Below are 19,232 nucleotides of genomic sequence, written 5' to 3'. Positions count from 1 at the left end.
CAAACAGTCAGGTTTGACCTTTAAAAAGAATTTACATACACATGAAATGCCCATGAGAAAGTCTTCTCACACAGGGGAATGATTATCCAGGGCATCCCATCTGACCATTAAAAAACAAAATATAAACAGATGAAATACCCATGTCGAAAGAGCGACACACAGGAGCATGATTATCTGGGGGTATTCCATGTGGCAATTAAAAACCAAATTATAAACACATGAAATACCCATTTCGAAAGAGCGACACACAGGAGCATGATTATCTGGGGGTATTCCATGTGGCAATTAAAAACCAAATTATAAACACATGAAATGCCCATGATCCCGTAGGTACGGGATCACACAGGGGGATGCCCCAAGCTATCGGGGCAGGGCATTCTCCCGATGAAAGATCGGGACAGGCTATCTGACCAATAAAATCAAATTATAACCAGATGAAAAGCAGGCGCACTTTTATTCAAGAAATTTTTGCGGGCTTGGCCATTCCCGGTGTGGTTGGAATGAATTCCGCTTTTGCATTTCAGCCGTTTAAGATTAATCAGTCTTTGGAAGGAGAACAATTCTGGAATCAGATCAGATCTCAATTTCCACTGAACAAAACCAGAATATACTTCAACAATGGCACTTTTGGACCTGCTCCATTTCCAGTTCAAAAAGCCATGGAAGAATCGTTGACGCATATTAATTCTTCAGGAGAATATGGAAATACTGAGATCGAAAGAGAAAAACTGGCGGCTTTCATAGGAGTCAAAACCTCCGAATTGAGCTTGACCCACAATACCACAGAAGGTATCAATATCATGGCTTGGGGAATCCCTTTAGCCAAAGGAGACGAAGTGATCATCACTAATCACGATCACGTAGGAAATGCCTTGCCTTGGCTTAACCGAGCAAAACTTCATGGGATAAACCTTAAAATTTTTACTCCGGCCAACACCCAGTCAGAAAACCTCGATCTGATCAAAGAACTCGTTAACCGCAATACCCGAGTCATTGCAATTCCTCATGTTACATGCACAACAGGACTTGTTTTTCCAATCAGAGAAATCTCGGAATTTGCCCGAAGTCGCGGGATCTTTACGGCAATAGACGGAGCGCATGGAGCTGGGTCCTTTGATTTGGATCTGAAAGATCTAAACTGTGACTTTTATGCCGGATGTTGTCACAAGTGGTTGTTGGGACCAAGTGGGACAGGTTTCCTCTATGTCAATGAGGAAAAGCTTGATCAGCTTCAGCCCTATCACATCGGCGGTGGAAGTGACACAGGATGGAATTTGTTTGGCGATCCTCCGACTTTAACAGGTTATGTTGATTCTGCACATCGGTTTGATTATGGAACACAGAGCACATCGCTAATGAAGGGGGTTTCGGCAGCATTATCTTTTCACGAGGAAATCGGAAAGAAAAAAATCGAATTCAGAGTACGGGAATTGAATGAACATTTATTCAATGGGTTAGCTCAATTTGGAAATCAAATCGAATTACTTTCCTCAGTAGAATCCCAATCGAGGATTTCAATGGTTTCCTTTCGCCCAAAACACCACAGCTACCAAGAAGTCGGAAATGCGCTTAATAAATCAGGATTCAGACTTCGCCAAGTCCCCGAAGCTGGTGTCAACGCAATTCGTATTTCCACTCACATTTACAATTCAAAGGAAGATATTGATCTTTTGTTAAAAGCCCTTCCTTCGATTCTCCTCTAATTTTATTTCTTTTTTACGGGCTTTGATTGCACTTCAATAAATCGAAAAGTCGCGATGTCAGCAATCAAACCCAAGGGCAAGGCTTGGCTGAACGGAAATTGGATGGCTCCTTTGCTGGTATTGTACGGCTCCAATTCTTTCTTGAATTCGGCGACCCCTGAATTAGTTGGATAAAAGCCGATGTGATTTTTTGCAGCTGCATAATACACCAATACCTCGGTGGTCCGAAATGCCGGCATGTGGTAGCTGATGACCTCTTTAGCATCTGGTAATGCATTTTTTAAGGTCTCCCGCATGAGTTCAAGCCTTTCCCGAATTTCTCCGGAAAACCAACTCAAGTACTGATCCACGGACTCAGGTTTGGGATTCATCATTTCTCTTTTTTTAAGCTTAGGTCAATTACTTACTCCCCCCTGAAGTGGGTATAAATCTCACACTCAAATCAGGATCGGCCATATCCCTATCCAATGGATACATCGGGCGAATGATCCGCTTATGACCCAATCGATCCAAATCCTGATCTACCCCACCAGGAGTCTGAGCCATAATCCAGTCTCCCCGCATATCATATAACTCAGGAACTAGATAGCCGATTTTCACTACCACAATTGCTGCTTTTCGAGGATTCAACCCAAGGTCCGTAAAGTCTTTTTCAAGATGATATGGCTTACGCTTCTTAGTAACAATTACTTTAATGGCACCCACTTTTACGACCACTTCCACACCTGCATCTTTGTCTCCTTCTTTAATTGCCTCCACTGTGCCGGAAAGCTTCACAGGAGGAGCAAAACGACTATCCACTGCCGCTCCTACCTCAGCTTCCACTTTTCCACCTATGCCTACAGCCAATGCCATTTCTACCAACTCCGGGCCGGGAATAGAAGCATAGATCAATTCAGGACCTGTTTCAGATTTGAATTCACGACGCTTCAATAGCTCATGCAAGGTCCAAGTGACGTCACCCGCTCCTCCGGCTGTGGGATTGTCCCCCATGTCCGAGATCATAAAAGGACGTTTCTCACTTGCCAAAGCCATATTCAAACTTTCCTCTAATGTTGCCACCTGAGCCACAAACTCAAATTCAGCTCTTACATCCCAAAAACTTTTCGCCAAATATTCCGCACTTTCCTTCACTTGCTTTTCATCGTCTCCAGTCACCATCACTACGGCATGGTTTCGGGGTTCGTCGGCCCAGGCATACCCAATCCAAATTGCCGCATCAATCACTCCTTCTTTTTTGGTTTCAGGATCTACTTTAGCATAAAGACCCTTTCCGGGTTCGATCCGAGTGCTCGTTTTTTCTCCGGGAAGCAAAATCGGAATAGGAATCCAAGCTTTGAATGCTGGTTTTCCTTTTCCGCTTTCCAGGCGATCCAGCAGATTTTCAACTGCTCGTTTTTTGGATTCCAACGCATCCTCGTGTGGTGCCATTCGGTAGCAAGTGATCAAATCAGAGTTTTCCGCCAAGACTTTGGACACATTTCCATGCAAGTCCATTGACGTGGAAATAACTGTTTCATATCCTATCACTTCCCTAACGCGTCTTATGAAATCGCCCTCCGGATCATCCAATCCCACCACACTCATTGCTCCATGAATGTCCAAGAATAGTCCGTCGTACGGAAGATCGGCTTTGAGTCGATCCAACGTCTGATTCACGAGCGATTCGTAAGCTTCGCGAGTGACGATTCCACCAGGCAAAGCATGCGCTCTCAGGGTTGGTATCCACTCTGCACGCTTTCTATGTATAGAATCCTGAGCCAAAAAGGGATAAAACGTAAACACGTCTTCATCTACTCTTGCCTTGAATGCTTCTTCATGAGTTAAAGCTGGCGAGAAGGTACTGGACTCGATCGCAAGGCCCGCAATCGCAATTCTGGGAAGTTTGTTTTCAGATTCTTTTTCCGCACAGCGAAAAAATAAAGCAGAGAGTAAAACAAGGAGTAATAGCTTTTTCATGAAAGAAGGTTTTGGATTGTGAATTAACTCAGAAAATAGCTTGAACCAAATTCAATGGGGGAATTTCAAGCTTAAATACAGGAGTGAATTCCAGTATAAAAAATCAGGCTGTTTGGAATCCCTTTCCTCAATCTCTAATTTCCAGATCAAATTACTGAAAGATGGAAAGTACCACAGAAATCACCCTCTCCGAAGCTCAAGCCCAAGTTGACCAATGGATCAAAACTGTCGGCGTGAGATACTTCAACGAACTCACCAACATGACCATTTTGATGGAAGAAGTCGGAGAATTAGCGCGAATCATGTCCAGAACCTACGGAGAGCAATCCTTCAAAGAATCTGACAAAGGCAAAGACTTGGGAGACGAGATGGCAGATGTGCTTTGGGTATTAATCTGCCTTGCCAACCAAACCGGGGTGGATTTGACTGAAGCTATGAAGAAGAACTTCGAAAAGAAAAACATCCGAGATATCAATCGTCATCGGGATAATGAAAAACTAAAATAAATCAAGCAAATGAAGTTAGAAGATAAATCCATCATCGTCACCGGAGCGACAAGTGGAATGGGAATGGCCATGGCGGAGGCTTTTGTACGTGAAGGAGCGAGTGTAATTCTAAGTGGTAGGGATCCAGAAAGAGGTCTTGCTCTTGAAAAAGAACTCAATTTATCTGGAAAAAAAACTGTTTTTGTCGCAGGTGACATCTCCAAACCCCAAGCCAATGAGCAATTGGTAAAGGAGGCAATCCGAAACTTTGGCAAACTGGATATCATTGTCACCAATTCAGGAAACTTGGGAATCGGTTCGGTGACTGATATTTCCTTGGAAGAATGGGATTATACACTGGCGACAAATTTGAATTCTGTATTTTATCTTAGTCGCTTTGCGATTCCTGAAATGAAAAAAACGGGAAAAGGAGTGATTCTTGTCAACAGTTCCATTGCGGCCTTTAAGTCTTTTCCAAATCATGCAGCCTATTGCGCAAGCAAAGCAGCCCTGGTTGCTTTGGTCAAAGAAATGGCATTGGACTATGGCCCGGAAATTCGAGTCAACACCATCTGTCCCGGACCTGTCGATACGCCTATGATTTGGGATTCTGCCAAGGCCTTTCAGGACCCGAATACCATCGTGCAGCAAACTGCAAATAACACACTCATGAAACGACTTGGAAAACCTGAGGATATTGCTTCATTGGCTTTATTTCTGGTTTCAGAAGAAGCTTCATGGATCACAGGATCAGCCTTTACGATAGATGGAGGTATTTTAACCAGATAAATTATGGAAGTAATACTAGTAAAGGACAGCTTCTTTGCTAAATACTTTTACATGAGGAAAATCCTTATCACTTTTCTAATTGTTGGTGCCGAGATTTTTTTTCAGACGGGATGAACCGGAGCTCCTACCCCACAATTGAAGAAATTAAAAAGCCTGCCGCAAAACCAAATAATAGCTCCAGTTCTTAATCGAGAAAAAGAGTTGCTGAATCATACATTGGAGTATGCTTCAAGTTGCTAAGTGTTCACTCTTTCTTTTTTTGATTTTTGGGAAAATTATTCATCCTGTTATAGCGCAACAGGATTCTATCAAAGTGTGGTCTGGGCAATCGTTGGGGAAATGTGGGATTTGCGGGGATTGGAAATGTATTCTCAGACATCAATTCCATAGCTCATGGGACTAAAATAGCCTATGGTGCTGGGGGAAGATTTCGGCTTTCAAAAGCCAAAAAACTGAATCTACGACTGGATTTGGCTCATTCTCCAAATGAAGGTATGCAGTTTTATTTTACGTTTGGGGAGGCTTTTTGAAAGTCAGATGGATGATGTTTGAAATCTTAAATCAAAAGATTGAAGTTGAAATAGCGAAATAGGCAGTCGCAGTTGGCAGTTTTGTTAGGCTGACACTTCGACTCCGCTACCGATGACAGCTTGTATTTAATTTTGTAAAAAAGAATATTATAGAATTTTATTCCGATTTGGAGTCTTTAAATCGTTAGACATTGATCATTTAATTATGGTTCTGGATTTAGGTTAAGTATTTTTTTTCTTCGTTCTTTTGGCTTGACCCAAAAGAACCAAAAGGTCAAGATTTGCCAATGCTCCCACCGCACTAGGCCGAACGCTGGCTCGCTGGCAAATCCTCCCACCGCGCCCTTCCGATCAATGTTTTGTCTAGGCAGGCAACATTTAAACCTAAATTTCCATTTTATCGGCCTTTGGCATGCTAAACCCTGTCATTCCATTTTTGTATGTTTCCCGAATATTTCCAACTCAGGGTGACAGTCTTCGAAGCCTTATAGATAAAAGTCAGAAAGGTGTAGGGAAAAGGTTTAGAACAAAGAGACCACTAAACTTTCACCAAAAACCCTCTCTCATCCAATTTCACCACAATCTCATATAGATCCAGCGTCAGGCAAAAGTCAATATCCTCCTCAATTCCATGATTCTGTAGTCGCTTAGCATGAGAGGCTTGGGATAAAAACCCTTTGAGGTTATGTCCAACTTTTTCGAAAAGCAGGCTCATTGCCATGGCCCCATCCTCGCTTGATTCATGCGTTGATTCCAATGACTTCACCAATGCTCCTGCATAAAGCGAATCCTCTAAGTTGAAGTGCCCCTTCCAACCAGCACAGTGAATAAGGACATCCTTATTTTGATCCTGAATATAGGATACCGTGGCTTGGAGATTAGGAAAAGCACCGATCAGAATTTCAAATGCTCCTTTGGATTTCTCTATCGCCTGTGTTCCGTTGGTGGTGGTCATGGCAAGTTTGCGACCTGAATACTCGCCAGAAAGGTAAGCTACAGGAGAATTTCCCATCTCAAAGCCAGGTGCTGTCAGCCCGTTCCGTTCCCCACCGATCAGGAATCCCTTTTCCTTCATCAGGCGGCAAGCCTCCAAATCTGCAAAAGAAAGGATTGATTCGATACCATTGGCCAAAGCAGCCACCATGGTGGAAGTGGCGCGAAAAATATCGACCACTACCACGATTTTGTCTTCAAGATCGAATAAATGAATTAACTCAGGACTAAAGCAAACTTCAACTTTTCTCATGCTTAAGCTTTCAGCAGGGGAAGTTTCTCAACTTTTGCTTTCAGGTTTTTATTTCGGATTTGGATATAAATCTCGGTTTCGGGCTGGCTGAATTCGGTTTTCACATAGCCCATTCCGATCCCGACACCCATGCTTGGGGAATGCGTACCGGATGTCACTTCGCCGATTACCTCGCCCGCAGCATCCACGATTGGATAATGCCCTCTTGGAATTCCTCTTTCCTGCATAATGAAACCAATCAGTTTGCGGGTAACTCCTGCCTCTTTCTGCTTTTTCAGCGCCTCGGAATTGGTGAATTCTTTGGTGAATTTGGTGATCCAACTCAGCCCGGCTTCGATAGGTGAAGTGGTGTCTGTAATGTCATTTCCATACAGGCAATAACCCATTTCCAGTCTTAATGTATCTCTTGCTCCCAAACCAATCGGCTTAATGTCGAAATCTTTTCCTGCTTCAAAAATAGCCTTCCAAACATGCTCGGCATCTGCATTTTTCACATAAATCTCAAATCCACCGGCGCCAGTGTAGCCTGTGCCGGAAATGATCACATCCTGTACTCCTGCAAATTCACCTACTGTGAAATGGTAAAATTTCACCTCAGAAAGATTGACTGGAGTCAGGGACTGTACCGCTTCGATTGCTTTGGGACCTTGTACTGCAAAAAGTGAATAAGCATCTGAAACGTTACTCAGCTTCGCTCCCATCGTATTGAACTTGTTGATCCAAGCCCAATCCTTTTCAATATTGGAGGCATTGACTACCAACATGTATTTTTCCTCAGCAAACTTGTAAACGATCAAATCATCCACGATTCCTCCTGTTTCATTGGGAAAGCAGGAATATTGTGCCTGTCCGATCACCAGTTTGGAAGCGTCGTTTGAAGTGACTTTTTGGATCAAATTGAGTGCTTCAGGTCCTTCCACCATGAATTCACCCATGTGGGATACATCAAAAACCCCTACTCCATTTCGTACGCAAAGGTGCTCTTCGGTATCGGTACTGTATCGCACAGGCATATTGAAACCGGCAAAAGGCACCATTTTGCCACCAAGGGCAATGTGCAGGTCATTGAGAGGGACATATTTGATTTGCTCTTCCATTATTTGGGTGTTTTTTATCGTGGGCAAAGGTAAGGATTGGATGCAATTTAGGTAAGGAGAAAAGTGGTTATTTAGTCAACTAACAAACCTATCATAGGGTTATTGGAAAAAAATCCGCGAAAATCTGTGGGTTTTATCTGTGTTAATCTGTGGGAACTTTAAAAAAAAGCAACCATTCTGGCTGCTTTCATTGTCATTGAATTTAATCGCTAATTTAAACAGAGAAACTCTCTCCACATCCGCAGGTTCGACTGGCGTTTGGATTGACAAACTGAAATCCCTTGCCGTTTAATCCGTCTGAGAATTCAAGAACTGTTCCTGCGAGGTAAAGCAGACTTTTTCTGTCGACCAGAATTTTAACTCCTTTGTCCTCAAAAACATGGTCTGAATCCACCACAGTGGCATCAAAACCCAAGTCATACATCAAACCGGAACAACCTCCTCCTTTGACAGAAACGCGTATATTTTCATTCTCAGTTCGGCCTTCCTCTTTTCGGAGTTCGAGAATCCGCTCTTTGGCTTTGTCAGAAACGATGATCATATTTTTATACTTTTACTTTTGATACTACTTTCAGAATGTATCGTTAACACATCCATTAAAAAAAAGATTCGCAACAAAGATACAAAATAGATGATGAGGAAAATCGAACATATAGGAATAGCTGTCGCAGATTTGGATAAATCCAATGAGCTCTTCACTCGACTTTTGGGAAAAGAGAATTACAAGACGGAGTCCGTGGAAGGTGAAGGGGTGGAAACCAGTTTTTTCCAAGTGGGCGACACCAAGGTTGAGTTGCTTCAAGCGAGCCGACCTGATAGTCCTATTGCGAAATATTTGGAGAAAAAATCAGAGGGCGTCCATCATATCTCATTTGATGTGGAAGATATTCACGCAGAAATCAAGCGGTTGAAAGAAGCAGGTTTTGAAATCCTGAATGAAACCCCAAAACAAGGAGCTGACAATAAAATTGTGGTATTTTTGCATCCTCGCAGCACAAATGGTGTGTTGGTGGAGCTATGTCAGAATCAGTAGGCAGTTTTCAGTGATCAGTAGGCAATGCCAGTTTGCAGTCGTCAGTCGCAGTAGGCAAGTGCAAAATTCAGAAAGCTGAAGTCAGAAAGTTTACCTTCCGGAGGTAGGCTGAAAACAGTAGGCAGTCGCAGGATTCAGTTGGCAGGAGAGAAAGTCAGATGACAGAAGTCTTAAAAATCGGTAGTGATCAGTTAAAAGTTTTCAGTCACAGATTTGGGCAGATAGCCTAAATAAGGGAGAAAATTAAATCTGCGAAAATCTGTGTCTTTTTCTGTGTTAATCTGCGGGAAATAAATACCGATTAAATAATAAATCGTAAATCAAAATGTCTGAAAAGAGAACAGAAATCAGTGAATTGGGTGAGTTTGGCCTGATTGATCACCTGAATTCAACAGTAGTAATCAAAAACCCAGGAACTGTCAAAGGCATCGGAGATGATGCGGCGGTAATCGAGGCGGGAGATCATGTCAAAGTAGTGACTACTGATCTTTTGCTAGAAAGAGTTCACTTCGATCTTTCTTACGCTCCTCTGACTCATGTGGGTTTCAAAGCTGTGGCAGTGAATATCTCCGATGTGGCAGCGATGAATGCAATTCCAAAGCAAATCACCGTAAGCATTGCGCTCTCCAATCGCTTTTCCGTGGAAGCAGTAGATGCACTCTATGAAGGCATCAACGCCGCTTGTGAGCATTATGGAGTGGATTTGGTCGGTGGAGACACAACAGCCTCCAGAGGTGGATTAGTGATCTCAGTTACTGCTATCGGTGAAGCACAAAAAGAGCAAATCACTTACAGATCCGGCGCCAAAGTCAATGATATTCTTTGTGTAACCGGGGATTTGGGATCGGCTTTGGTTGGATTGCAAATTCTGGAGCGGGAAAAGCAAGTCTTCCTCGCTAATCCTGACATGCGTCCTGACCTGGAAAAATACACCGTAGTGACCGGACGTCAACTCCGACCGGATGCAAGAATGGATATCATCCATGAAATGCGGGAATTAGGTATTGTCCCTACCAGCATGATGGATATTTCAGACGGATTAGCTTCGGAGATTTTCCATATCTGCAAGGCATCAGGCGTTGGGGCTACAATCTATGAAGACAAACTCCCGATAGATAAGCAGACCTTTGACACTGCAGTAGAGCTAAATTTAGACCCAATCACCTGTGTCTTGAATGGTGGTGAAGATTATGAGTTGCTTTTCACGATCGATCAGAAAGATTTCGCCAAGTTGGAAAAACACTCAGACATCCACTTTATCGGTCATATCACAAAACCAGAAGAGGGAAAATTCTTGGTGACCAAAAGCGGAACTGCTGTACAATTGAAGGCACAGGGCTGGAAGCATTTCTAGAAAAAAGACGTTAGTATCAAGACTTAAGTATCAAGATTTGCAGCAAAAAAATCTGTGTCAATCTGTGTATTTTTCTGCGAAAATCTGTGGGGAAAATTACACGCATAATATTCAGAAAGGTATTTACTATAGTTAAGACAAATTTTTATTCGGCTTCATAAACCTCATCCTTCATCGATTTTGAAAACTTACGTGATTTTGGAATTGATCAATATTTTAAAAATCTGTATATCCGCTTTCTTACCAGTAGCCATAGGAAATAAGGATAGAAGTCCGATGAGACGAGCTGTGGACTGTGGACGGTCGTCTGTCGACGATTATCCGCTTTTTGCAATTTCAATTTTAGCAAACTGGTAGAATTGCGGATAATCATATTTAAAAAAGAGGAACTTCTATGAAAAATACGCTTGAATACAAAAACTTCATCGGATCGGTGTCCTATTCGGCAGAGGACAAAGTTTTTCATGGAAAAATAGAAGGAATTGATGATTTGGTAACCTTTGAAGGAGCCACTGTAGCCGATTTGAAAACAGCTTTCGCTGAGGCTGTTGAAGATTATATCGAAACCTGCACTGAGATTGGGAAAAAACCTTAAAAGTCCTACAAGGGTACGTTCAATGTCAGAATCAAACCTGAACTTCATCAAAAAGCTGCCCGAAAAGCAATGATCAAAGGCTACTCTCTGAATCAATTTGTTGAAAAAGCTTTGGAAGACTTCATGGTCAATGAACCGGATTAAAATTATTGAAAAATTCAGGTTAGTTTCTTTTCCTACACCCGGTTTTTCGAATCCATCACAATAGTCACCGGACCATCATTGATCAGACTGACTTTCATATCGGCCCCAAACTCGCCGGTTCCGATTGATTTTCCCAGTTCAGTTTCAAGCGTTGCAATCATCTTTTCATACATCGGGACAGCGATGTCTGGTTTGGCCGCCTTGATGTAGGACGGACGATTTCCCTTTTTTGTACTTGCATGAAGTGTAAACTGAGAGATCAATAAAATCTCTCCTCCAACTTCCATGACACTTCGGTTCATCACCCCGTTTTCGTCTGGAAAAATCCTGAGATTTACGATCTTTTTGGAAAGCCACTCGATGTCTTCCTGATTGTCGGCATCCTCTATTCCCAATAGAATCATTAAACCTAGGCCGATCTCGGACTTTATTTTTCCGTCAATTTTAACGGCAGATTCGGTAACACGCTGAATGACTGCGATCATTTGCTTAAATCTTGCATTTGTCCGGAGAGCACCACTTCCACTGCACTTGAATTAGTGGCAAGGGCTTTTTTTACCAATGCTTTGGCCACCTGATAATCATAGATCGGCCGGATATTTTTTGCCAGTTTGAGCCAAACCAAAGGTTTCATGAAAATCGTCGCGACCAGCTCTCCAAAGCGGAATTCACTTCTATTTCCAAGCAAAAGTGAAGGTCGGAACAAACCTAAATATCCAAATTGAATGGATTTGAGATCATTTTCCGTTTCACCTTTTACCTTATTATAAAAAACTGAAGACTTGGAATCTGCACCTAAAGCGGAAACATACAGGAATTTTGATGCTCCTATCTTTTTTGCCCATCGGGCAAATTCAATCACCAAATCATGGTCAATGGCATAGAACTGTTCCTTCGAACCGGCTACTTTGATCGTCGTTCCAAGACTTGAAAAGGCGTGGATTTCAGCTGTTTTAGTGGAAATGGTTTCTATTAATCCATGGTATGCACCACCTAGTGATTGAGCATTCACTTTTTCCTGCCAGTCCCAACTGTTGATTTTGGAGAGATCTCCGTCGATTTGAACCAGTTTTTCGTGTTTTAGCGCCAGCTTCCTTCTGCCGACGCTCAGGACATAATCATATTCTTTTCCCTGTAATAGCTGATGAAGCAACTGCATACCAACAAGACCGGAAGTACCGGATATTAATGCGATTTTCATGGGATCAAAGTAGCGTAGATTGGATCAAAGGTAAAAGCTCTGACTCTAAGTCCTGATTTTTATTTCTTGCGTACCAAAGGTGAATTTCTTCCAAAAATTCTTTGTAGGACTTTCCCTTAGAATCGTGTTTGTATTCCTTGTGTCTAGTTAAAAGGTAATTTGGCTTTGGTCCCCAAGTGAAAAGCTCAACCTTCAAGTCCCGGGTAAAAGCCACTAACTTAGGAATTGATCTAGCACCATGGGTAAGATAGGCGTCCATGATTTCGGGGAATTCATCCCGCATAATAATCCTAAGCTCGATTTTCGGGTTGAGCTCTGCCAATTTAGCCAGATAAGGAATAGATTGGGAACCGTCTCCGCACCAAGCTTCCGTAATCAGCAACCAAACTTGAGCTTCCTGAATGGATTGCACGAGTTTTTTAATTTTAGGGGATACTTTGGCTGTTTTGTCCCAACGTCTCATCCGCTGAAGACACATCTTGGTATACTCAAGGTACGCTTCGCTTTGATTTGATCCGGTAGTTCGATTTTCCCTAACCAATTGCTCTGTAAACTCAACAAATTTAGAGTAGGAAAAACCTTGATCGATTACCTTTTGAGTAACCGGGTGACTTAAAAATTCCATTTATTAAAGATTTGTGGGAGAACAGAAGAGTTTGTTACTGAGTTCGCTCCCACTCTAAAAATTGATCAACTTCATCCTTCAATTTGGCATAGACAGCCAAAATCACCGATAGATCGTCCGCAAATCCGAAAATCCCAAGAAAATCGGGAATCAAATCAATGGGCGAAACGAAATAAACCATGGCCAATACAATCATTCCAAGTGAACTCAATGCCATTTTATGTTGTCCTCCAAAATGTGCTTTGATCATTCGAATAAAAACCTGAATAGGTGCTGTCAGCTTTTGAACTTTCGGGTTATGAGCCAATTTTAACAACCTTTTTCCCACATTTTGGACAAGTTCTACCACTTTCTGCTCCTGTCGGATAATTACGTCTACCTGTTTTCCAAAAAGCATTTTCGCTTTTTCAACAATTTCGGAGGTCTTAGAAGTGAAGGTTGTCATTGGCTTAGAAATGAAGTTGGATTTCAGATTTCACTTGTCGAAGCGCATAGGATATAGCATCGTTTTTTTGCTCAAGTGATTGTGCGAAAATAGCTTTTGCCAGATCCATTCCACTTGCTTCGGCATGTAGCGATTGACGGCTTAAATTCAATAAGGTGGTTACATCCTCCACAGCGCGTCTTACAGCTTCCCAAGTTTCTTCTGAAAAATAAACCTGCTGACTGAGGTTATGATTGAATTCCTCTCGAACCTCGGCCAAAAGCTGAGGATGAAGCTCTGCCGCAGAAAATTGACTGGGATTAGACCTTCTCACCAAATTATTGGGCGTGATTCGCTCCAATAGCAGGCAAAGCCGCTCGGCCGCCTGGAGTCGGATCGGAAGTACGACTTGAGTGTTTTGAGTTTTGAGGTCAATCAACAATTTCTCCCGCTCTTTGGAAAGAAAAGAAACGACCACGAGGTACATGCCATACAAGACAATACCTGCCGGCAAAATGATTTTTAATAAATCCAGTAAATAATCCATTGTGATTTTTTTGTATTCGAATATCAGCATTTCTAATCAGTCAAAAAATCGGCCGAATCTGTAAATTTGAGCCTAAACACGAACCAAATTCCTAAAACTTTGATTTTGACGGCATGCTGATTCCCATTTCTATCACTGAAAAAGCCGAGGCTGAAATCAAACACATCATGGCTACCAAGAATATCCCCACAGACTATTATTTGCGAGTGGGTGTCAAAGGCGGAGGCTGTGGCGGTATGGCTTATGCATTGGGATTTGATAAGCCAAAAGCTGAGGATCAGCAGTTTGAGATTGACGGAATTCCTGTTTTGATCGAGAAAAAGCATTACATGTTTCTGATGGGAATGCAGATTGACTTTTTTGAAGGAGATGAAGCCCGTGGCTTTACTTTCGTCAATCCCGATATCCCCAAACGGCACGATAGCTGATTTTTTGTAACTTCAGCCAACCAAAAACCAGACGATGAAGGCACTTTTCACGCTCACCCTTTTTCTGACATTTAGTCATTTCTTAGTTGCTCAAGTCAGACAACTTGAGGCTGATCAAGCTCCCGGCAAAGGAAATGTCGAAGGCCTCAATTGGATGGTGGGCTATTGGACCGGCCCGGGATTGGGTGGGGATTGTGAAGAAGTCTGGATGCCTGCCGTGGACGGACACATGATCGGCACGTTTCGATTTTGGGAAGGTGGAAAATTGGTTTTTTCCGAATTTATGAATTTGGTACAGGAAGGTGAAAGCGTATCTATGAAACTCAAGCATTTCGGCCCTGATCTATCGGGATGGGAAGATCGAGAAGAATGGACAACATTTCGGCTGATTGAATTAGGTGAAAACAAAGTATGGTTTCATGGATTGACCATCGAGCGGATTGGCAACGAAATGATCTACCAATTGGCTTTAACTCAAAACGGAGAAAGAAAAATCGAGGAGTTCAAATTTGTACGAAAGGGGCTTTGAACCAAAAATTCATTTTTTAATAAACTCCTGAAGCACGAAGTTTTTACTTGAGCTGACCTTTTCCAGTTCGAATGTACCAAAAGCGTGGTTAGCATATCTGGGGAAAACTATCTCAGTTTGACCGACGACCGAAAATAGAGCGTAGTGCTCCATCTCTCCAAACCGATTGAGCCCAAACCTTCTGAGAGCTCTTTGCTGAAAAGGGCTCCTGGCAATCCATCCTGTAACAATCATTGGAGCAGGATGAGCCAAAGAATACATCAATGTGGAGTTATGAGAGTGGTATCCTTCTACAAAAATCGGATCACCTGCTCTTATCCCCTCACTCAGCTGAATGAATTCTTTATCCATCTGTTTCCTGCCTTCTGCCTCCTTTAGAAAATTAATTGTGTGCACTATCAAAGCTGTAAAAAGGATTAGCGATCCAATTTTCCATTTCATATTCCCTTTCAAATCCCCTTGAAATTCCAGAATTGGAATCAAAAAGGGGAGAAAAAACACGACAATGACTCTTCCTTGAATGAGGAAAAAGTGATTAAACAAAAAGAAAAACACCAACCACGCCAAGGCAAAAATGATTGCACGCCTAGTATCAAAATAGATCAGCCAAAATGAACCCACAAAAACCAGGATCAACAAAGACTTAAAAGCCTCAGTTTTTTGAATTTGAAAGAGTCTTTTCAGGGAATTGGAGACCTCCGCTACACTAAGCAAACGCGCGTCTAGTTCTGTTTTTTTTGCATGGAGCTGATCTATAGTCGGAAACCCTTCTTCAAAATACCAGTTTGCAAAAAAATACCAATCAGAATTTCGGTCAATTTCATCTTTAACCACATCCTGTCTGAAAACAGGATGGTCAATCACCGAAGCTCTCGCCTTATTGAATTCCAGAAAATCCACAAATTCTGATTGGCTTTCCCAGAACAGCTTTCCAACCAACACCACACCAAATGAAACCACTATAAATACAAGATTTTTTAAATTATTCTGAAAAAATTGAGACCCAAAACGGCTCACTTTCCATGCTAAAAACCCAATACCTACCAATACAACTGCTTCCCAGCGAATCAATAAAGCGAGAACAAAAAGACCCAAGGCTATCCCTGACAAGATCCGGTTTTTATTACCTCCTATCCCGAAAAGATGAACCAATGAAGCCAAGCATGCCAATCCTGCTACTTGTGTAAACTGTAGGAAATAGCAAAAATGAAGGCACAGTGCAAGGATCACCACCAGGAGAAATCTCTTAAAGACAACAGGATTACTGCTGAATTCCAGTTTTTTAAAAATCAAAAAGAAAGAAATCCCTATCGTCCAAAACCAAGTTCCCGCGTACCAATTGGCCAGTGGAAAAGACCAATACAACAGGGAAAAAAACCAACTCAGCAAAGGATGAATGAAAACAGCATAAGATTCGGGAATTCCGGTATAAGCTCCGGACACCAACCACATCATCACCACATCATCATTGACTTGAAACCTCCAAGGCAAAAGCCACACCGAGGCAATGGCAAGTAGGCCAATTACAAGCGGAATGTGGGTACGTATTGAGTCCTTAATCATCTAAGCAGCCATAAGATTATTCATCAAAATCGGGAATTAAAATAATCTTCCCGTATTCACCGGCAGGCAATTCATCCAATGGGTAGTAAAGCAAAACACTTTCCTGAATTCCCTTCGGAAAATAGTTCTCCAGTTGCGTTTTGTCCCAAAATCCGGGGCTGATCGGAATAGTTTTGCCCAAAAGGTAAGGAATACCCGGTATCCGGTAGGCCGCAAGGACAGTCGAAGGACTTTCATCCGGCATTTGATTTTTTATAGCCTTTAGCTGAAAGACTTGTTGAGGGGTAAGAAATATGCTTTTTCCCGGAAGGTATTCCCATTTTTCAGTGGCCTTCCAACTACTTTTCTGGGCAAAAGGACTCAACCAAAGTCCATTTAACACCAGAATCAGTGAAGAAAAGGAAATAAAATACACCAAGTATTTCTCCGCAAATGGATAAACCTCGTCGAGCCAGATCATGGCAGCAAGGCACCAAAAGATCCAATAATGAATCCCCAGGCGAAGCCAATAAACATTGCTTCCAAAGTGAAGGATGAATGGTAAAAAGAGCAATAAAAGCACCCAATACTTTCTGGAAGAAAGGGTCAAAGCAGTCAATTTCGAATGAACCAAGACCCCGAAAATCAGAGGCATTATCAATAAGAAAATATGATTCCATTCCTCAGTGATGCGCGTTTGGATGAAGATCAGAACTAAAATAAAAACCGTAATTCCCAAATTAATCCGGGGATTGGGGCTGATTTTTTTCAAAATAAGAGTTGACAGAAAAACTAAAAAGCACCAAAAAAACCCAAAAAAAGTATGTTTGACTAGAATCAAAAATCCATAATCAGGCCTCGAAACAGTGAATTCAAGGCCTTGAATCATTCGGAGTGTTGAAAAAGTATCCAAGAATAAGAAAAATGCCAATTCCAATACAACAAAGGGTACAAACAACAGGATTAGACTACTGATTGATTTTTTATCTTCATAAATAAGGATCGAAACAGATATTAAGCCTAATAGTAGAGCAGTCGTCACTTTAACATAGACCAAAAGACCCAGAATTAGCCCCAATACCAGTACCTTCAAAAGGGGAGATTTTGTTTTAAAAGAAACACAAGCTAACCACAGCCCAGTTAGGCACACCGATAAGGAATTATAGGAAAGACTGGAAGGCAGAAATCCATATCCGGCAGAAATCCCAAGAAAGGATATCATCGCGATTTTGAATGAGAGGCCCTTCTCTTCGACTATGTTTTTCCAAAAAAAGGAGAACGCCAAAGCTGCTACCACATAAGAAATCAATCGCAATATTCTGAGGCCGATAATTCCAAAGTGGATTCCTGTACATTGGTAAAATCCCTTGAAAAACAGATCGTAATTGAATATTCCTGCATTGTTTTCCTGAAGGGGGTGCGCCAGTAGTACATACAATCCCTCGTCGGAGATATCAAATCCTTTGGGCAGGGCTAGACCAACCAAAATAAGGACTGAAAGGACTGCCAGAAATAAGAATTTATTGGTAGAATCCGCCAAAATCGAGTTAGGAATAGACTTGTCAATTTAGGTGATTTTATTAATTCTGCCAGTTTGCGTCGAGTAGAAAGAGGAATGGTCTAATTGCTAAATTGGTCAAGTATTGATAATCAAAATGCTAAAATGAGAAAGCAGAAAAAAATTGACTGATTTGAAATTCTTTGAATAAACAGGCTTAACACTTCACAAAAACTCGTTTTTTACCGAAAATCAACTTTCCGGATCTCATGTCTCATCCCATTTATCTCCTCCGATAGCCTGCGGATCCCTCTATTCCCTTGAATCCCCGGTTGGAAAAAACTCAAAAGACAATCTCGGAAGCTCGTGAAAAAGAGGAAGTCTGAGCAAGCAGTCTGAAAACCGATCTGAATTAGGGAAGTTAGCGGCCAAGGAATTGGATTCAGGAAACCGTTTTTTGAAAAAAGGCGATTGATGCAGGGATTGGTAGTGAAACACACCCAAGATCCCTTTTGATTTGAGATAAGATATGTAAGCTGTCCTGGAATGGATGTTCTCAAAAACAAGGAAAAAAATATGCGCATTGGCCATTTTTGAGGGTGCAGGGAAAGTGAAGGAGAATAGCTCCGCCTCCTTTTTCAATAGCTCAAGATAATTCTTTGACAGGAGTTTAGACTTGATTTCGAATTTACTGAAAGCCTGAAAGTAATCTTCCCAAACAATTTTTCGTTGCGCCTGAATAACATCCAATTGCTCAAGCTGGGCCCATAAAAAAGCCGCTGTAATTTCAGAAGGCAGGAAGCTACTTCCCACATCTACCCAGCCATATTTGTCAATTTCGCCTCTGAAAAACGCAGCTCTATCTGTCCCTTTTTCCCAAATAACCTCAGCTCTTTTTGCCAGGCTTGGGTCATTAATCACCAGCATACCTCCCTCACCACTTTGAATGTTCTTGGTTTCATGGAAACTAAACGTTCCTAAATGACCAATTCCCCCCAAAGGCTTTTCCTTGTAAAAACTATCTATCGCTTGGGCGGCATCTTCTACTACTTTGATCCCATACTTTTCAGACAGTTCCATGATCAGATCGATATCTACGGCATATCCCGCATAATGAACGACTATTATAGCTTTGGTTTTTTCTGTGATCAATCCCTCAACTTGTGTCACATCCATATTGGGATGATCAGGTAGGCTGTCAACCAAAACTATTTTTGCACCCCGGAGTACAAACGCATTTGCTGTGGAGACAAAGGTGTAACAGGGCATGATCACTTCATCGCCGGGTCCGATTTCTAGCAGAATGGAGGCCATTTCCAGCGCATCTGTACATGAGGTCGTCAGGAGGCACTTATGAAACCCGAAGCGTTGCTTGAAATAATCCTGACAAAGCCGAGTAAAGTCGCCGTTTCCGGAGATTTTACCTGATGCTACAGCCTGCTGAATGTATTCAATTTCATTCCCGGTTAAAAAAGGTTTATTGAATGGAATTATCATGCAGCT

Annotated in this window: 21 protein-coding genes and 1 pseudogene; 9 read left to right on the top strand and 13 right to left on the bottom strand. The window is 42.0% G+C overall.

The genetic code is table 11. The features are described from left to right. The first annotated feature begins 434 nt into the window (after positions 1 to 434). Positions 435 to 1,703 carry an aminotransferase class V-fold PLP-dependent enzyme gene (locus BLQ81_RS19670; RefSeq protein WP_092734063.1) on the top strand — a complete coding sequence of 423 codons (1,269 nt, stop codon included), beginning with the start codon at positions 435 to 437 and terminating at the stop codon, positions 1,701 to 1,703. Between the two features lie 2 nt (positions 1,704 to 1,705). On the opposite strand, the gene BLQ81_RS19665 is transcribed toward BLQ81_RS19670, so the two are convergent. Next, a complete protein-coding gene (locus tag BLQ81_RS19665; RefSeq protein WP_092734060.1) occupies positions 1,706 to 2,074 on the bottom strand; it encodes an iron chaperone in 369 nt (122 codons plus the stop codon). A gap of 28 nt (positions 2,075 to 2,102) precedes the next feature. Continuing rightward, positions 2,103 to 3,662, bottom strand: a complete 1,560-nt coding sequence (locus BLQ81_RS19660; protein WP_092734057.1) for a M81 family metallopeptidase — start codon at positions 3,660 to 3,662, stop codon at positions 2,103 to 2,105. Between the two features lie 161 nt (positions 3,663 to 3,823). On the opposite strand from BLQ81_RS19660, the gene BLQ81_RS19655 reads away from it, so the two are divergent. Together BLQ81_RS19655 and BLQ81_RS19650 are read left to right on the top strand one after the other, a co-directional pair. Continuing rightward, positions 3,824 to 4,168: a nucleotide pyrophosphohydrolase gene (locus BLQ81_RS19655; RefSeq protein ID WP_175454289.1), complete on the top strand. Its 345-nt coding sequence runs from the start codon at positions 3,824 to 3,826 to the stop codon at positions 4,166 to 4,168. Between the two features lie 9 nt (positions 4,169 to 4,177). Then, positions 4,178 to 4,936, top strand: a complete 759-nt coding sequence (locus BLQ81_RS19650) for an SDR family NAD(P)-dependent oxidoreductase (RefSeq protein ID WP_092734054.1) — start codon at positions 4,178 to 4,180, stop codon at positions 4,934 to 4,936. 1,068 nt (positions 4,937 to 6,004) lie between these two features. On the opposite strand, the gene BLQ81_RS19640 is transcribed toward BLQ81_RS19650, so the two are convergent. The 3 genes from BLQ81_RS19640 to BLQ81_RS19630 all read right to left on the bottom strand — a co-directional run bounded on the left by BLQ81_RS19640 (position 6,005) and on the right by BLQ81_RS19630 (position 8,350). Continuing rightward, entirely contained in the window at positions 6,005 to 6,712 is a 708-nt protein-coding gene (locus tag BLQ81_RS19640) for a 2-phosphosulfolactate phosphatase (protein WP_092734047.1), read from the bottom strand. Positions 6,713 to 6,714: 2 nt separating this feature from the next. Beyond that, positions 6,715 to 7,809 (bottom strand): glycine cleavage system aminomethyltransferase GcvT, encoded by a 1,095-nt coding sequence (gcvT, locus tag BLQ81_RS19635; protein ID WP_092734044.1) that lies wholly within the window; start codon positions 7,807 to 7,809, stop codon positions 6,715 to 6,717. 214 nt (positions 7,810 to 8,023) lie between these two features. Continuing rightward, positions 8,024 to 8,350, bottom strand: a complete 327-nt coding sequence (locus tag BLQ81_RS19630; RefSeq protein ID WP_092734041.1) for a HesB/IscA family protein — start codon at positions 8,348 to 8,350, stop codon at positions 8,024 to 8,026. A gap of 93 nt (positions 8,351 to 8,443) precedes the next feature. On the opposite strand from BLQ81_RS19630, the gene mce reads away from it, so the two are divergent. The 4 genes and pseudogenes from mce to BLQ81_RS23205 all read left to right on the top strand — a co-directional run. Next, a complete protein-coding gene (mce, locus tag BLQ81_RS19625; protein ID WP_092734075.1) occupies positions 8,444 to 8,842 on the top strand; it encodes a methylmalonyl-CoA epimerase in 399 nt (132 codons plus the stop codon). A gap of 325 nt (positions 8,843 to 9,167) precedes the next feature. After that, positions 9,168 to 10,196 (top strand): thiamine-phosphate kinase, encoded by a 1,029-nt coding sequence (gene thiL, locus BLQ81_RS19620; protein ID WP_092734038.1) that lies wholly within the window; start codon positions 9,168 to 9,170, stop codon positions 10,194 to 10,196. A gap of 394 nt (positions 10,197 to 10,590) precedes the next feature. After that, positions 10,591 to 10,791, top strand: a complete 201-nt coding sequence (locus BLQ81_RS22535; protein WP_217636690.1) for a type II toxin-antitoxin system HicB family antitoxin — start codon at positions 10,591 to 10,593, stop codon at positions 10,789 to 10,791. Positions 10,792 to 10,803: 12 nt separating this feature from the next. After that, positions 10,804 to 10,935, top strand: a pseudogene (locus BLQ81_RS23205) (toxin-antitoxin system HicB family antitoxin); the annotation flags it as partial. A 32-nt stretch (positions 10,936 to 10,967) separates the two neighbouring features. On the opposite strand, the gene dtd reads toward BLQ81_RS23205, so the two are convergent. Genes dtd through BLQ81_RS19590 form a run of 5 tightly spaced genes read right to left on the bottom strand, consistent with a single transcriptional unit; the run spans position 10,968 to position 13,732 of the window. Continuing rightward, positions 10,968 to 11,420, bottom strand: a complete 453-nt coding sequence (gene dtd, locus BLQ81_RS19610; protein WP_092734035.1) for a D-aminoacyl-tRNA deacylase — start codon at positions 11,418 to 11,420, stop codon at positions 10,968 to 10,970. Next, the gene (locus BLQ81_RS19605) at positions 11,417 to 12,136 is read right to left on the bottom strand and encodes a Rossmann-fold NAD(P)-binding domain-containing protein (RefSeq protein ID WP_092734032.1); all 720 of its coding nucleotides are present in this window, start codon (positions 12,134 to 12,136) and stop codon (positions 11,417 to 11,419) included. The genes dtd and BLQ81_RS19605 overlap by 4 nt, the downstream gene beginning before the upstream one ends. A gap of 4 nt (positions 12,137 to 12,140) precedes the next feature. Continuing rightward, positions 12,141 to 12,761, bottom strand: coding sequence for a thioredoxin family protein (locus BLQ81_RS19600; RefSeq protein ID WP_092734029.1), 621 nt, complete (start codon positions 12,759 to 12,761; stop codon positions 12,141 to 12,143). A gap of 34 nt (positions 12,762 to 12,795) precedes the next feature. Then, complete coding sequence (locus BLQ81_RS19595; protein WP_092734026.1) at positions 12,796 to 13,206, bottom strand: YkvA family protein; 411 nt, start codon at positions 13,204 to 13,206, stop codon at positions 12,796 to 12,798. 4 nt (positions 13,207 to 13,210) lie between these two features. Beyond that, a complete protein-coding gene (locus tag BLQ81_RS19590; RefSeq protein WP_092734072.1) occupies positions 13,211 to 13,732 on the bottom strand; it encodes a DUF7935 family protein in 522 nt (173 codons plus the stop codon). A gap of 113 nt (positions 13,733 to 13,845) precedes the next feature. On the opposite strand from BLQ81_RS19590, the gene BLQ81_RS19585 reads away from it, so the two are divergent. Next, positions 13,846 to 14,160 (top strand): HesB/IscA family protein, encoded by a 315-nt coding sequence (locus BLQ81_RS19585; protein ID WP_092734023.1) that lies wholly within the window; start codon positions 13,846 to 13,848, stop codon positions 14,158 to 14,160. Positions 14,161 to 14,194: 34 nt separating this feature from the next. Then, positions 14,195 to 14,689, top strand: a complete 495-nt coding sequence (locus BLQ81_RS19580) for a DUF6265 family protein (protein WP_092734020.1) — start codon at positions 14,195 to 14,197, stop codon at positions 14,687 to 14,689. 9 nt (positions 14,690 to 14,698) lie between these two features. Here BLQ81_RS19580 and BLQ81_RS19575 read toward each other — a convergent pair whose 3' ends face one another. From BLQ81_RS19575 to rffA, 3 genes are all read right to left on the bottom strand, one after another. Continuing rightward, on the bottom strand, positions 14,699 to 16,252 hold the full coding sequence (locus BLQ81_RS19575) for a hypothetical protein (protein WP_092734017.1): 1,554 nt from the start codon (positions 16,250 to 16,252) through the stop codon (positions 14,699 to 14,701). A 16-nt stretch (positions 16,253 to 16,268) separates the two neighbouring features. Next, complete coding sequence (locus BLQ81_RS19570; protein ID WP_092734014.1) at positions 16,269 to 17,771, bottom strand: hypothetical protein; 1,503 nt, start codon at positions 17,769 to 17,771, stop codon at positions 16,269 to 16,271. 270 nt (positions 17,772 to 18,041) lie between these two features. Further along, complete coding sequence (gene rffA / locus BLQ81_RS19565) at positions 18,042 to 19,226, bottom strand: dTDP-4-amino-4,6-dideoxygalactose transaminase (protein WP_092734011.1); 1,185 nt, start codon at positions 19,224 to 19,226, stop codon at positions 18,042 to 18,044. Positions 19,227 to 19,232: the final 6 nt, after the last annotated feature.

Source organism: Algoriphagus alkaliphilus (assembly GCF_900103735.1).
In the GTDB taxonomy this organism is placed as follows: Bacteria; Bacteroidota; Bacteroidia; order Cytophagales; family Cyclobacteriaceae; genus Algoriphagus; species Algoriphagus alkaliphilus.
Note: the sequence above shows the minus strand (reverse complement) of the source record. Positions and strands in the feature narration are given on the sequence as shown.

What these genes read in the sequence shown, in the direction of transcription:
- rffA (WP_092734011.1), bottom strand. Translation starts at nt 19,226, where the DNA reads ATGATAATTCCATTCAATAAACCTTTTTTAACCGGGAATGAAATTGAA.
- BLQ81_RS19605 (WP_092734032.1), bottom strand. Translation starts at nt 12,136, where the DNA reads ATGAAAATCGCATTAATATCCGGTACTTCCGGTCTTGTTGGTATGCAG.
- BLQ81_RS19585 (WP_092734023.1), top strand. Translation starts at nt 13,846, where the DNA reads ATGCTGATTCCCATTTCTATCACTGAAAAAGCCGAGGCTGAAATCAAA.
- mce (WP_092734075.1), top strand. Translation starts at nt 8,444, where the DNA reads ATGAGGAAAATCGAACATATAGGAATAGCTGTCGCAGATTTGGATAAA.
- BLQ81_RS19630 (WP_092734041.1), bottom strand. Translation starts at nt 8,350, where the DNA reads ATGATCATCGTTTCTGACAAAGCCAAAGAGCGGATTCTCGAACTCCGA.
- BLQ81_RS19580 (WP_092734020.1), top strand. Translation starts at nt 14,195, where the DNA reads ATGAAGGCACTTTTCACGCTCACCCTTTTTCTGACATTTAGTCATTTC.
- dtd (WP_092734035.1), bottom strand. Translation starts at nt 11,420, where the DNA reads ATGATCGCAGTCATTCAGCGTGTTACCGAATCTGCCGTTAAAATTGAC.
- BLQ81_RS22535 (WP_217636690.1), top strand. Translation starts at nt 10,591, where the DNA reads ATGAAAAATACGCTTGAATACAAAAACTTCATCGGATCGGTGTCCTAT.
- gcvT (WP_092734044.1), bottom strand. Translation starts at nt 7,809, where the DNA reads ATGGAAGAGCAAATCAAATATGTCCCTCTCAATGACCTGCACATTGCC.
- BLQ81_RS19660 (WP_092734057.1), bottom strand. Translation starts at nt 3,662, where the DNA reads ATGAAAAAGCTATTACTCCTTGTTTTACTCTCTGCTTTATTTTTTCGC.
- BLQ81_RS19650 (WP_092734054.1), top strand. Translation starts at nt 4,178, where the DNA reads ATGAAGTTAGAAGATAAATCCATCATCGTCACCGGAGCGACAAGTGGA.
- BLQ81_RS19665 (WP_092734060.1), bottom strand. Translation starts at nt 2,074, where the DNA reads ATGAATCCCAAACCTGAGTCCGTGGATCAGTACTTGAGTTGGTTTTCC.
- BLQ81_RS19600 (WP_092734029.1), bottom strand. Translation starts at nt 12,761, where the DNA reads ATGGAATTTTTAAGTCACCCGGTTACTCAAAAGGTAATCGATCAAGGT.
- thiL (WP_092734038.1), top strand. Translation starts at nt 9,168, where the DNA reads ATGTCTGAAAAGAGAACAGAAATCAGTGAATTGGGTGAGTTTGGCCTG.
- BLQ81_RS19595 (WP_092734026.1), bottom strand. Translation starts at nt 13,206, where the DNA reads ATGACAACCTTCACTTCTAAGACCTCCGAAATTGTTGAAAAAGCGAAA.
- BLQ81_RS19590 (WP_092734072.1), bottom strand. Translation starts at nt 13,732, where the DNA reads ATGGATTATTTACTGGATTTATTAAAAATCATTTTGCCGGCAGGTATT.
- BLQ81_RS19640 (WP_092734047.1), bottom strand. Translation starts at nt 6,712, where the DNA reads ATGAGAAAAGTTGAAGTTTGCTTTAGTCCTGAGTTAATTCATTTATTC.
- BLQ81_RS19575 (WP_092734017.1), bottom strand. Translation starts at nt 16,252, where the DNA reads ATGATTAAGGACTCAATACGTACCCACATTCCGCTTGTAATTGGCCTA.
- BLQ81_RS19655 (WP_175454289.1), top strand. Translation starts at nt 3,824, where the DNA reads ATGGAAAGTACCACAGAAATCACCCTCTCCGAAGCTCAAGCCCAAGTT.
- BLQ81_RS19670 (WP_092734063.1), top strand. Translation starts at nt 435, where the DNA reads ATGAAAAGCAGGCGCACTTTTATTCAAGAAATTTTTGCGGGCTTGGCC.